The 12,622-nt window shown below is 70.2% G+C and carries 10 protein-coding genes and 1 tRNA gene; 1 reads left to right on the top strand and 10 read right to left on the bottom strand.

Annotated elements, in window-relative coordinates; translation table 11 throughout:
- Nucleotides 1-18 precede the first annotated feature (18 nt).
- The 3 genes from thrS to B1H29_RS29925 all read right to left on the bottom strand — a co-directional run bounded on the left by thrS (nt 19) and on the right by B1H29_RS29925 (nt 3,922).
- Nucleotides 19-1,995 carry a threonine--tRNA ligase gene (thrS, locus tag B1H29_RS29935; RefSeq protein ID WP_055415962.1) on the bottom strand — a complete coding sequence of 659 codons (1,977 nt, stop codon included), beginning with the start codon at nt 1,993-1,995 and terminating at the stop codon, nt 19-21.
- Nucleotides 1,996-2,087: 92 nt separating this feature from the next.
- On the bottom strand, nt 2,088-3,359 hold the full coding sequence (locus tag B1H29_RS29930; protein ID WP_055415963.1) for a hypothetical protein: 1,272 nt from the start codon (nt 3,357-3,359) through the stop codon (nt 2,088-2,090).
- Nucleotides 3,356-3,922, bottom strand: coding sequence for a DUF4365 domain-containing protein (locus tag B1H29_RS29925; protein ID WP_055415964.1), 567 nt, complete (start codon nt 3,920-3,922; stop codon nt 3,356-3,358). The genes B1H29_RS29930 and B1H29_RS29925 overlap by 4 nt, the downstream gene beginning before the upstream one ends.
- A 171-nt stretch (nt 3,923-4,093) precedes the next feature.
- Between B1H29_RS29925 and B1H29_RS29920 the strand changes: the two genes are divergently transcribed.
- Nucleotides 4,094-4,819, top strand: coding sequence for a 3'-5' exonuclease (locus B1H29_RS29920; RefSeq protein ID WP_055415965.1), 726 nt, complete (start codon nt 4,094-4,096; stop codon nt 4,817-4,819).
- A gap of 139 nt (nt 4,820-4,958) precedes the next feature.
- Here B1H29_RS29920 and B1H29_RS29915 read toward each other — a convergent pair.
- From B1H29_RS29915 to B1H29_RS29885, 7 genes are all read right to left on the bottom strand, one after another.
- A tRNA-Val gene (locus B1H29_RS29915) sits at nt 4,959-5,030 on the bottom strand.
- A 39-nt stretch (nt 5,031-5,069) separates the two neighbouring features.
- The gene (locus B1H29_RS29910; RefSeq protein WP_055415966.1) at nt 5,070-5,528 is read right to left on the bottom strand and encodes an SRPBCC family protein; all 459 of its coding nucleotides are present in this window, start codon (nt 5,526-5,528) and stop codon (nt 5,070-5,072) included.
- A 39-nt stretch (nt 5,529-5,567) separates the two neighbouring features.
- Complete coding sequence (locus tag B1H29_RS29905; protein WP_055415967.1) at nt 5,568-8,303, bottom strand: hypothetical protein; 2,736 nt, start codon at nt 8,301-8,303, stop codon at nt 5,568-5,570.
- Between the two features lie 144 nt (nt 8,304-8,447).
- The gene (locus B1H29_RS29900) at nt 8,448-9,059 is read right to left on the bottom strand and encodes a hypothetical protein (RefSeq protein ID WP_055415968.1); all 612 of its coding nucleotides are present in this window, start codon (nt 9,057-9,059) and stop codon (nt 8,448-8,450) included.
- Nucleotides 9,060-9,071: 12 nt separating this feature from the next.
- Nucleotides 9,072-9,965 carry a carbohydrate ABC transporter permease gene (locus B1H29_RS29895; RefSeq protein ID WP_055415969.1) on the bottom strand — a complete coding sequence of 298 codons (894 nt, stop codon included), beginning with the start codon at nt 9,963-9,965 and terminating at the stop codon, nt 9,072-9,074.
- Nucleotides 9,962-10,963, bottom strand: a complete 1,002-nt coding sequence (locus B1H29_RS29890; protein WP_055415970.1) for a carbohydrate ABC transporter permease — start codon at nt 10,961-10,963, stop codon at nt 9,962-9,964. The genes B1H29_RS29895 and B1H29_RS29890 overlap by 4 nt, the downstream gene beginning before the upstream one ends.
- The gene (locus B1H29_RS29885) at nt 10,963-12,252 is read right to left on the bottom strand and encodes an ABC transporter substrate-binding protein (RefSeq protein ID WP_055415971.1); all 1,290 of its coding nucleotides are present in this window, start codon (nt 12,250-12,252) and stop codon (nt 10,963-10,965) included. Before B1H29_RS29885 ends, B1H29_RS29890 begins: the two co-directional genes overlap by 1 nt.
- Nucleotides 12,253-12,622 lie beyond the last annotated feature (370 nt).

The raw sequence follows: 12,622 nt of genomic DNA, 5'->3' as shown, positions 1-12,622 counted from the left end.
GTACGGGCGGGGAGCGTGTCACACCTGAATACGGCGCTCCACCACATCAACGAGCTTCGCCAGCGCCTGGTCACGCGGAATGCCGTTCTCCTGCGAACCGTCGCGGTAGCGGAACGACACCGTGCCCCCGTGCATGTCCTCGTCACCGACGATGATCATGAACGGGACCTTCTGCTTCTGCTGGGTGCGGATCTTCTTCTGCATCCGGTCCGAGGAGGAGTCCACGTCGACGCGCAGCCCCTTCCGCCGCGCCTCCGCCGCGAACTCCTCCAGGTACTGCACGTGAGCGTCACCCACCGGGATTCCCACCGCCTGCACCGGCGCCAGCCACGCCGGGAAGGCGCCCGCGTAGTGCTCGAGGAGCACCGCGAAGAAGCGCTCGATGGAGCCGAACAGCGCGCGGTGGATCATGACCGGGCGCTGCTTGGCACCGTCCGCGCCGGTGTACTCCAGGTCGAAGCGCTCCGGCAGGTTGAAATCGAGCTGGATGGTCGACATCTGCCAGGTCCGGCCGATGGCGTCCTTGGTCTGGACGGAGATCTTCGGGCCGTAGAAGGCGGCGCCGCCCGGGTCCGGGACCAGGGGCAGACCCTGCTTCTCGGCGACCTGGCGCAGCGTCTCGGTGGCCTCTTCCCAGGCCTCGTCGGAGCCGACGAACTTCTCCGGGTCCTTGGTGGACAGCTCCAGGTAGAAGTCGGTCAGGCCGTAGTCGCGCAGCAGGTTCAGGACGAAGGTGAGCGTCTTGTCGAGCTCCTCCGACATCTGCTCGCGGGTGCAGTAGATGTGCGCGTCGTCCTGGGTGAAGCCGCGGGCCCGGGTCAGGCCGTGCACGACGCCCGACTTCTCGTACCGGTACACGGTCCCGAACTCGAACAGGCGCAGCGGCAGTTCGCGGTACGAGCGGCCGCGCGCGTCGAAGATCAGGTTGTGCATCGGGCAGTTCATGGGCTTGAGGTAGTAGTCCACGCCCTCGTCGAGCTGCATGGGCGGGTACATGCCGTCCGCGTACCAGTCCAGGTGGCCCGAGGTCTCGAAGAGCTTCGCCTTGGTCGCGTGCGGGCTATAGACGAACTCGTACCCCTCCTCCTCGTGGCGGCGCCGCGAGTAGTCCTCCATGACCCGGCGGATCACGCCGCCCTTGGGGTGGAAGACCGCGAGGCCGGAGCCGATCTGCTCCGGGATGGAGAACAGGTCCAGCTCGCTGCCGAGCTTGCGGTGGTCGCGCTTCTCGGCCTCGGCGAGGAACTCCAGGTGCGCCTTCAGCTCGTCCTTGGACGGCCAGGCGGTGCCGTAGATGCGCTGGAGCATCGGGTTCTTCTCGCTGCCGCGCCAGTAGGCGGCGGCGTTGCGCATCAGCTTGAACGCCGGGATGTTCCGGGTGGTGGGCAGGTGGGGACCGCGGCAGAGGTCCTTCCAGCACAGCTCACCGGTCTTGGCGTCCAGGTTGTCGTAGATCGTCAGCTCGCCGGCGCCGACCTCGACGTCCGCGCCGTCGTCGTGCGAGGCGGAGCCCTTGAGGCCGATCAGCTCCAGCTTGTACGGCTCGTCGGCGAGCTCCTCGCGGGCGGCGTCGTCGGTGACGACGCGGCGCGAGAAGCGCTGGCCGCGCTTCTGGATCTCCTGCATCTTCTTCTCGATGGCCTTGAGGTCATCGGGGTGGAAGGGCTTCTCCACGTCGAAGTCGTAGTAGAAGCCGTCCTTGACCGGCGGGCCGATGCCCAGCTTCGCCTCGGGGAAGAGCTCCTGCACGGCCTGGGCCATGACGTGCGCGGTGGAGTGGCGCAGGATGTTCAGGCCGTCCTCGGAGGAGATCTCGACGCCCTCGACGGTCTCGCCGTCCCCGACCTCGTAGGCGAGGTCCTTGAGCTCACCGGCCACGCGCGCCGCGATGATCGAGCGCTGGCCGGCGAAGAGCTCGGCGGCCGTGGTGCCCGTCGTCACCACGCGTTCTTCCCGCTCGGAATCGCGTTGGATGATCACACGGACGTCTGACACCGGTCTCTCCTGACTGAAGGTGGGGCCGCGGCGCCATACCGGAGCGCACGCGTGAGGGCGATCGTACCGACCCCGGCCCGCCCACCGCGAAATCAGTCCCCGCAGTCGCCGTCGTCCCCGCCCTCCCCTCCGCAGGTCTCCTCGAAGAAGGCCGCCACCTCGACATGTTCCTGGACCGCCTTCAGCAGCCGGTCCCGCTCCGCGTCGTCGACCTGCACGGGAGCGATCTCGCAGGCGCCGGTGAGCCGGCGGAACCCGCCCCGGCTCTCCAGCCGGCCGAGCACCCGCACCGGCAGCCCGACGAGATGGGCGTGCCCGGCGATCCGGTAGGCCTCCTCGTCCAGGGTGACCCGTACGTGCGGCACCTCCGCGCCGGCCAGTACGCGCAGCCGTACGGTCCCCGCGCCGCGTGGCCCGGGGCGGCGCATGCGGACGACGGTGCCGGTGATCCGCACCGGCACGGAAGGCTCGGCGTGCAGGTAGCGGGCGGCGGCCTCGCGCAGCGCGGGCAGGTCGCCGGGCGAGAACTCGACGGGTTCGGCGAGGGCGGCGCAGCCCTCGGGGACGCCGGCGGCCGGCGCCCAGTCGACGGCGATCCGCGCACCCTCCGTGCCGCGGACCAGGGCGACGAGCGCCTCGGTGAGCTCATGGCTCACGCCCGCGGCGACGGCCGTGTCGAAGGCCTCCATGCCGCCGGTGGCCCGCCGGTAGTCGACGGCCTCGCGGGCGGCGTAGAGCGCGTGGTGGAGGCGTACGGCGAGGGGGCGGCCGGTGGCGACGGGCACGAATGCCGTGAGTCGACGGCCGCCGGGGGCGGGTCCGACCAGGACGTTCTCCAGGGCCTCGGCGGCGGCGCGCCGGTGCCGGGCTCCGTAGTAGCCCGCTCGCGCGCGCGTGGCGAGTGCTCCGGCGAGCAGCATCCGGCGGGCGGCGGAGCGCAGTTGCTCCTCCACGGTCCAGGACGCGGTGCCGCCGGGTCCGGCCGGCACGTCGCGCCCCCAGCGGATCTCGTCGCTGGGCACGGCGAGGGAGACGAGGATCTCGCGGGCGGTCGGCGTGCCGCTGCGGGACAGGGCGAGCAGCGCCTCGCCGAGCAGGTCGTCGCTGTCCGGGAAGGCGCGGCTGACGGGCACCAGGAGGCTGGTGGCGCCGGCGGCCGGGCCGGGCGGGGTCCAGCGGCCGTAGCGGCCGGGGGCGCCGCCGCGCCGCCGCCAGCCGTGCCGGTGGAGCAGAGCGGTCAGCACGGCCGGGTCGACGGCGCCGGACTCGGGCGTGCGGCCGTCGTCCCAGGCGCTGTCGCCGGCGGTGTGGGCGGGGTGCGGCCGCACGGCGCGCAGGGGCTCACCGGTCGGGCGGTGCGTCATGGTTTCCCTCCCGTCCCGACCCGCGTCATGATCTCGCACAGCGCCCGGTCGTCGAAGACCCGCGCGGTCGGTATCCGCACGGTGGTGCGCCGCCGGCCGGTGACCGGGTGCCCGGCGAGGTTGGTCCAGTAGCAGCAGTGCCTGAGGTCGAGCCGGTCGTGGCCCGCGCGCAGCCACTGGTCCCGGGAGCGGGGGACGATCATCACGACGAGGATCTTGTGCACCGAGACCGGGGTGCGGGCGAGCTTCGCCAGGTGGTCGTTGTCGAGCGTGAAGGAGAAGAAGCGGCCGGGCGGGCCCGGCGGGATCTGGTACGTCGCCTTGAGCTGCACCTTGATGGTGACCTCGTCGTCGACCGTGTGCCCGGGGGCGCTGTGGCTGACGTGCCAGTCGATGCCGTTGTCCGGGAACGGCTGGGAGAGCGAGCAGCCCGCCGCCGCGGCGACCGCGTGGAGGTAGCCGACCTGCAAGGTCTCCATGCAGGCGGTGGTGGCGAGAGAGCCGCGAGAGGGCGCCGTGCGCTCGGGCAGCAGCCCGCCCCGTTCGGGCTGCGCTATGGCCATGGCCAACAGCCTTCCAGAACCGGTGAATCCTCACTTCGGGTCGCTGAACTGCAAAGACCCGTACTCCTGTTGTGTCCTTCCGGCGTACGCCGCAAACAGCCCGGGTATCACCGAACCGGGACAGAAGACGGCGCCTCAGCCGCCTTATACCCACGAGGAGTTGAGTGCGCTATGACGAGCTGGTTCGAAGGGCCGCTGGCCGCCTTCGACACGGAGACGACGGGTGTGGACGTCGAGACCGACCGGATCGTGTCGGCGGCCCTCGTCGTCCAGGACGCGCCGGGACTGGGGCCGCGCGTGACCAGGTGGCTGGTGAACCCGGGCGTGCCGGTGCCGGAGGCGGCCACCGCCGTGCACGGGCTGACGCAGGAGCATGTGCGGCACCACGGCCGCTGGCCGGCGCCGGTGATGTACGAGATAGCGGAAGCGCTGGCCGAGCAGACCCGCGCGGGGCGTCCGCTCGTGGTGATGAACGCGCCGTTCGACCTCACGCTGCTGGACCGGGAGTTGCGCCGGCACCGCGCTTCCTCCCTCAGCCGCTGGGTGGAGCGGACGTCACTGCACGTCCTCGACCCGCGCGTGCTCGACAAGCACCTGGACCGGTACCGCAAGGGCCGGCGCACCCTCACCGACCTGTGCGCGCACTACGGCGTCGAACTGGAGGGCGCGCACGACGCGGCGGCCGACGCGCAGGCCGCGCTGGAGGTCGTACGGGCGGTGGGGCGCCGCTTCCCGGCACGGCTGGAACGCCTTTCCCCGGCCGAGCTGCACACACTCCAGGCGGTGTGGCACGCCGGGCAGGCGCGGGGACTGCAGGCGTGGTTCGCACTCAACGGCACCGAGGAAGCGGTGGACCCGGCCTGGCCGCTGCGACCGGACCTGCCGGCTGCGGCGTGAGCACACCACTGCGGCCAGGGCAACGCCGGGCAAGGGGGTGCGGGTGGCGAAGCCCCCGCTTCGCGCGGCGAAGCCGCGCAGAAACGCAGAGAGCGACGCGGTCCGCGTTGTCTGCGGACACACGTCGCTCTCGCGAACGTGGGCGATACTGGGTTCGAACCAGTGACCTCTTCGGTGTGAACGAAGCGCTCTCCCACTGAGCTAATCGCCCGGGAACGCACTGAACAATACAGGGACCGGCACGTTTCGTTCAAACCGCTTGCCGACCGTCTTCCAGGCGGGCCGCCAGTCCGCGTCGCCCCATCCGCATCATCAGCCGGTGGTTGGCCCGGAACAGCGGCCGCCCCGGGACGGCGAGCAGGCGCAGCAGCGGCTTGCGTACGTCGACCTCCTGGTCGTAGCGGGCGAGGGCGCCCGTGCCGCAGGGGGTGACCGTCCAGCGCGCCCAGCCCTCCATGTCGCCGGTCATGGCGACCTCCAGCACCCCGGCCGCCGGATCGCGCCGTCCCTCGCGCAGGGTCGCGGTCAGGTCGTAGGGGAGGAGCGAGCGGAACCGGAGGACTCCGCTGGTGTCGTCGAGCCGGGTGACCTCGCGCACCTGGGGCCACCAGCGGGGGTAGTCCTCGATCCGTTCCAGTTCCCGGTAGACCGCCGGGGCGGGCGCGGGCAGGGCCCACAGGCTGCGGAATCGGTAATGGTTCCAGTCCACCTGTGGAGTGTGCCCGCACCCGCGTCCGTCACGTGCCGGCTACGGCATCCTGTCCCCCAGAAGTGCCAGGTTCTCGATGGCGGCGAGGCCGTAGAGGGCGGTGTCGTTGGTGGAGACCCAGGTCGCCTCGCTGCCCGGGACCAGCGTGGCCGGACCGCTCAGCTTCTCCGTCCTCCAGGGTGCGGACTCCTGGTAGCCGTCGGAGTCGTAGAACTTCCGCCACGCGCGCGCGGCGAGCTTCTCGTCGCCGGTCTGTACGGCCGCGTAGGCGTCGAGGCGCGAGTGGCCCTGGAAGAGGATGAGGCTGCCGAAGTTGCTGCCGTACCGGGCCGCCTGTTCCGTCTTGGAGGCGTTGAAGTAGCGGCAGTAGTCGTAGTACGCCTCGTTGAACTCCGGCATGTCGACCAGGTCGATCAGCTCCGCGCACAGTTCGTTCAGGCCGAAGACGGCCGAGAGGTGCGAGACCTCGACCTTCGGGGTGTCGGCGACGGCGAACCTCCCGGTGTCCAGGTCGTACAGGCCGCTGCCCTGGACGAAGCCGTTGGGCTGGGCGGCGATGGTCTCCATGGTGGACAGGACGCGGGCCTTGGCCTTCTCCCACTTGGGGCCCTTGCGTTCCCACTCGGTCAGCCACGCCGAGACCAGGCCGCTCCAGTCGGTGCCGAAGCCGACCGACAGTGCGTTGCGGTCGGGGGTGTAGGGCTCGGTACGAATCTTGCGGAGCGGGTCCAGGGCGAGGAAGGTCTCGTCGGAGTCGACGTTGGCGTGCATGAGGTCGCCGACGCGTTCGTCGGCGGTGAGGAAGTAGTAGAAGCGCCGGTAGGTGGTGTTGGCGATGCGCTGCTGCTTGGCGCTGTCCGCGTAGTGCTGGACGCCGTGCCGGGTGCCGAGGCCGGCCCATTCGCCGAGGTGGTAGACGTCGACCTCGCCGGTGTGCCGGGTCATGGCCTCGGCGAAGCGGAAGATGTCGGCGCGGCCGGAGCGCAGGTAGGCGTACCAGAGCCAGAGGTCGGGCGACAGCTCGGAGTTGTCCCAGGCGTAGCCGCCGACGTCGTAGCGCCACTGGTGGCGGGCGGTGTCGTAGGAGTGCATGACGTCGCCGTAGTCCCAGAAGCCGTACCAGCGGCGCTGCTCCACCTGGTCCTTGTAGTAGGTGAAGAGGAAGTCGAGGTGGTCCTCGATCCTCGCCTTGGCGGGCGTGGAGCGGTCGGGCTCGGAGTAGAGGCCGGGGCCGAAGACCTTGGACTTGATGAGCTGCGCCGGAGGTGCGGCGAGCTGCGGCAGTACGCGTACGGCCTGGACCTGTTCGGCGAGCCTCTCGGCGCTCGGGGTGGCGGCGTTGGCCCAGAACAGCAGTTCCGAGGTGCGGGCGATGCCGTAGGGGGTGCCGAAGCCGGGCTCGTAGTCCTCGTAGGTGATGTTGAGGCCCTCGAGCTGCTCGGTGTAGGTGTCCTGGCCCATGCCGTCGTGGTAGAAGCGCAGGTCCATGGGCTGGGCCTCGGGCGACCAGAGCCAGAGGGTGACCTCGGCCTCGTCGGTCTGGGCGTCGCGGATGTCGAGCTGGGCGGGGTACTTCTCCCAGAAGTCGCGCAGTCCGAAGGAGAGTCCGCCGCCCGCCCCGCCGACGTAGCCGAAGCCGGAGGCGCGCCGGCCGCCGCCGGCGCCGATCCAGCCGTGGCCCTTCTTGGTGCGCTTGCGCAGGGAGAAGCCGTCGGCGGAGAGCTGGGAGAGGGTGTAGTCGCCCCATTCCGGGATGTACCGCAGGCGGGTGGTGACCCGCTGGTCCCAGGTGGACGGGTCGGGCAGCTTCTCCCCCGCGAACTGCGCCGCCTGCACGGCAGCGCCCGGGTCGCGGCGCAGCCCGGTGATGCCCTTGACGGCCTCGCGCAGCATGCCGGTGCCCTCACCGCCGATGCGGATGTGCCGGTCGTAGGACTCGTCGCGCATCGGCACGGTGAAGCGGACGCCGAGGCCGCGGATGAAGTCGCCGCTCGCCTTGCCGGGCTCCTGCTTCCCGTCGAACGTGACGGTGTGGACCATCCGGAAGGAGTCGGCCCCCGCGTGGAAGTAGAGGCGGATGGAGAAGGGCAGCCAGCCGCGGTGGCCCTTGCGGTGCTTGCCGTCGATGCGCACGACGGCGCGGACCGGGCCGTCCTGCTCGACCTTCACCTCGTCGATCGCGCCGTCGAAGCGTTCGTACTTCACCGTGCCCTGGTCGCCGTCCTCGATCTCGGGCTGGCGCAGCAGGACGAGGCGGCCGTTCTTCGCGATCTCGGTGGAGCCCCGGGTGACCGACTTGATCAGCGTCGAGCCGGACTTGCCGATTCTCGCGGTGATGACGCCGGTCGATATGTCGATGGTGCCGCCGCGCTGATCGACGGTCACCTTCTTCGCGGGTGCGGCGGGGGTGCCGGCGGCCAGGGTGAGTTTGCCGTTGCCCGAGCCGACGGCGTGCGCGGTCCACTTCAGGGAGCCGTCCGGCCAGTAGGCGAGGGGCCAGGACTGCACGGGTACGGCCTTGCCGTCCGCGTCCGTGATGGCGAACGACTGGTCCTCCCGGTACGTGCCCTTGGGCCAGGGGACGCCGACGGTGGAGCCGGGGGCGGCGCCCAGGCCGCCGTCCTCCAGCCAGGTCAGGGTGACGGGATCGGCGTCGGCGTCCTTGGCGGCGGGCGCGGCCTGGGCGTTCTTGGCGCCCAGTGCCCAGCTCATCTGGGCGGCGGCTCCGGCGACGGCGGCCGCCTTGAGGAGGGACCTGCGGGGGATGGGGGACATGGCCTTTCCTTTCCGTTCCGTGCGGATGCGGGGGGTGTCAAGGGCATGGCTCTGATACGCGCCTCGGATGTCACGGGCATGACAGGGCGCAGGCGGACACGGGTCCGGCGCCGGGGCGCCGGCCCTGGTGCGCGGGTGGGGCCGTCAGCGGCGCCGGTAGCGCTCCTCCACGGCTACCGCCGCCGCCGCGACGGCGCCCAGGACGGCGACCGCCAGCGGCGTGCTGAACCAGGCGGAGCAGACCACCACGGCCAGTCCGCCGACGATCAGGAAGGAGCCCGCGGGGTCGAGCACGGTGCGGCGGCCGGCCTGCGCGAGCAGCGTCCGCCAGGAGGCGCCCGGCCGCCAGAGCGCGGTCGCCCGCAGCCCGGCCACGGCGGCGCCGATCAGGGCGAACACCCCGACGGCGCCCACGAGCGGGCCCCCCGGCAGACCGTCGCGTACGGCCTGTACGTCCACCCAGACCGCGGCCACCGCGGCCCACCCGGCGAGACCGACGAGCCAACCGCGGCGCACCGCCGCCCGGAAGTCGGCGACGAACTCCCGCCAGCCGCCGTGCTCGTGGCCGAGCCGGCGCCCGAGGTGGCGCGCACCGGCCGCGAACGCGGCGGGGTAGGTGACCAGCGGCAGCGAGGCCACCGCGATCCACACCCCGGTGAGCAGGCACTCGGCGAACAGGGCGAACCCCGCGGCGAACCGTGACTCGCCCCGCTCCCCCGCCCGCTCCGTACGGGCCTTCGCACGCGCCTCGGTCATGTTCGGTTCACCTCAGCCCTTCAGGCCGGACGTCGCCATGCCGTCGATCAGATAGCGCTGGAAGGCCAGGAAGAAGGCGAGGACGGGCAGCAGGGCGACGAGCGACATGGCGATCATGCCGCCGTAGTTCGCCAGCCCTTCCTGGTCCACGAACATCTTCAGGCCGAGGGAAACGGTGTACTTGCCGGGCTCGTTGAGGTAGATCAGCGGGCCCATGAAGTCGTTCCAGGAGTTGATGAAGGTGAAGATAGCGCTGGTGATCAGGGCGGGCCGGCACAGCGGGAGCACGATCGACCAGTAGATGCGGAAGTGCCCGCAGCCGTCCAGACGCGCCGCCTCGTCGAGTTCCCTGGGCAGGTTGCGCATGAACTGCACCATCAGGAAGACGAAGAACGCCTCCGTGGCCAGGTACTTCCCCAGCAGCAGCGGGGTGTACGTGTTGATCATGTCCATGTTGCGGAACAGCACGTACTGCGGGATCAGCAGCACGTGGTAGGGCAGCAGCAGGGTGCCGATCATCAGCGTGAACAGCAGGTCGCGGCCCGCGAACCTGATCTTCGCGAAGGCGTAGGCGGTCAGTGAGCAGGACACCACGATCCCGATCACCGAACCGACGGCGAGGAAGAGCGAGTTGAAGAAGAACGTGGAGATCGAGATGTCCGCGATGCCGTCGGCGAGGCTCGTGTAGTTGGAGACGATCGGGTCGCCCGGGAAGAGGTCCAGGCTGCCGACGATGTCGCCGCTCTCCTTGAAGGAGCCGCCGATCACCCAGAGCACCGGGTAGAGGATCACCGCGAGGATCGCCAGCGACCCGAGGTGCCAGGCGAGCGACCCGGGCAGCTTGCGCCGGAGCGCGGCCGTCCTGGTGGACGGGGCCGGCGTGACGTCGGTGGCCTGCGCGCTCATCGGCCGCCCTCCTCGTAGTGCACCCAGCGCTTCTGGGACCAGAACAGCACCGCGGTGACCAGGGCGACCGCGACCAGCAGCATCCAGGCCATGGCGGAGGCCAGGCCCATGCGGCTGTTCTCGAAACCCTGGACGTACAGATAACAGGTGTAGACCATCGTGCCGTCCGCGGGACCGCAGGCATTGCCTCCGGCGCCGCCGCCGACGATGTAGGCCGAGCTGAAGATCTGGAAGGAGTGGATGGTCTCCAGCAGGACGTTGAAGAAGAGGACCGGCGAGATCATCGGCAGCGTGATGTTCCAGAACTGCCGCAGCTTGCCCGCCCCGTCGACGTCCGCCGCCTCGTACAGCTCGCGCGGCACCTGCTTGAGACCGGCCAGGAAGATGACCATCGGGGCGCCGAACTGCCAGACGGTCAGGGCCACCAGGCTGTAGATGATCAGGTCCGGGTCGCCGGTCCAGCCGCCGGCGTCGATCCCGAAGAGCTGTTGCGTACGGTCGACGACCGCGTCGTCGGAGAAGATCGCCTTCCACACGATGGCGACGGACACGCTCGCGCCGATCAGCGACGGCGCGTAGAAGGCGGCCCGGTAGAAGGCCTGTCCGCGCCGCTTCTGCGCCAGCAGCAGGGCGACGCCGAGCGCCGCGATCAGCTTGATCGGGGTGCCGACGACGACGTACCACAGGGTGACCTGGACCGAGTGGCGCCAGCGCGGGTCGCCGAACATCTCGGAGAAGTTGTCCAGGCCGATCCACCGGGGCGCGTCGAACAGGTTGTAGTCGGTGAACGCGAAGTAGAGCGATGCGGCCATCGGCCCCGCCGTCAGCAGCAGGAATCCGGCGATCCAGGGGGACATGAAGAGATACCCGGCCAGGTTCTCCCGGCGGCCCCGCCGCTTCAGTTCGGCGGGGCGCGCGGGCTTCACCGGCCCGTGCCGCGGCTCGGAGCCCTTGGCCAGGTCCTCCATCGCAGGGGCGTGTGTCACGGCGGTCCCCATCAGCCGGCGAGAGCCGTCTTCGACTCGGAGAAGAACTGCTTCACGGCGTCCCCGACGGACCGCTCGCCGAGCGCCATCTCCTCGGCGATGCGCAGGAAGGCGGCCTCGCAGATGTCGGCACCGTTCGGGTGCGGGGTGATCGTCTCCAGGACGCCCGCCTCGACGAGGGACTCCTCGTAGGCGGCGATCGCCTTGTTGACCGGGTCGGTCGGCCGGTACGCGTCGTACTGGGCCTGCGTCGTCGGGACGCCGCGGTCGTAACCCATGATCTTGGCGACCTCGGGGTCGTGGACCATGAAGTCGATGAACTGGGCGACTTCCTTGGGGTGCTCGGTGCGCTTGTACCCACTGAGCATCAGGGAGCCGAGGTACTGGCCGGTCTTCTCGCCGTCCGTGGTGGGGATCGGCGCGAGACCGTACTCGCTCTTGCCCTCGGAGGTGTAGCGGACGGTGAAGTTGTCCCAGGTGAACTCGCTGCCGGCGAGTTCGGCGGAGAGCGCCGACTTGGGCTTGATCTGGGCGACCTTCTTGGGGTCGGCGAACAGTCCGGACTTCACGCCCTTCTCCGCCTTCGTCCACCACTGGGTCAGATCGGCCTCGGAGAAGCCGAGTCCGTCCTTCGTGAAGAAGGCCTTGCCGTTCTGACGCAGGTACAGGTCGTAGAGGTACATGACGCCGTACATGCCGCTGTCACCGGCCCGGCCCGTCCTGTCACGGATCTTCGTCATCGCCTCGTCGAAGTCGTCCCAGGTCCAGCCCTGTTCGGGCTTGACACCGGCGCGGGTGAAGACGGGCTTGTCGATGACCAGGGCCATCGAGTTCGAACCGACGGGAACGCCGAGGAGTTTGCCGTCGATCTCACCGAACTTCTCCAGTCCGGCCCGGAAGCCCTCCATGGAGAGGTTACCGGCCTCGACCTGCGCGCTCAGATCGAGCAGGACGTTCTTCGCGTCGTATTTGCGGAGAAATCCGATGGCATTCTGGAAGACGTCCGGCGGATTCCCTCCGGAGGCCTGGGTGTTGAACTTCTTCCAGAAGTCGGTGTACGGCTGGAAGTCGGTCTTGACCTTGATCTTCGGGTACTTCTTCTCGAAGAGCGCAATGGTCTTGTTGATGCGTTCGGCCCGATCCTCGGCACCCCACCAGGAGTAACGGATCGTCACCGTTCCGTCCCCCGAGCCGCTGCCGCCGCCGCACGCGGTGGCCGTCGCCCCCAGCCCCGCGACGGCCAGCGAGGCTCCCGCCGCTTTGAGGATCGTCCGCCTCTCCACATTCCCGCCCTGCTGCATATGAGCCTCCCCGCGACGTTGCGTCCGCTTCGTGAATCGTTTCAAGTAAGCGCTTGCTGGCACAAGTTACGGAGGGCCCAGGGGCGCGTCAATGATTCGGACAGGAATTGATGGGCGCCGGGCGCGGACGACAGAGCCGGCCGCTGCGGACACGCCGCCCGCCACGAGGGAAAATCCACAGGTCGGCGCGGTGTGGCCGACGGACCGAACACCGGCGAGCCCGGCGGGGCGGGCGGCACGGAAGGTCACGGTTGGGTGAAGAGACGCTCAAACGGAAGGGCCGCGCGGTCGGCCGGGGCGGGTGGCGCAGTCGACCCGGACAGGCGGCACGGACGGCCGGGGCGGGTGGCGCAGTCGACCCGGACAGGCG

This window comes from Streptomyces pactum, assembly GCF_002005225.1.
Classification (GTDB): Bacteria; Actinomycetota; Actinomycetes; order Streptomycetales; family Streptomycetaceae; genus Streptomyces; species Streptomyces pactum_A.
Note: the sequence above shows the minus strand (reverse complement) of the source record. Positions and strands in the feature narration are given on the sequence as shown.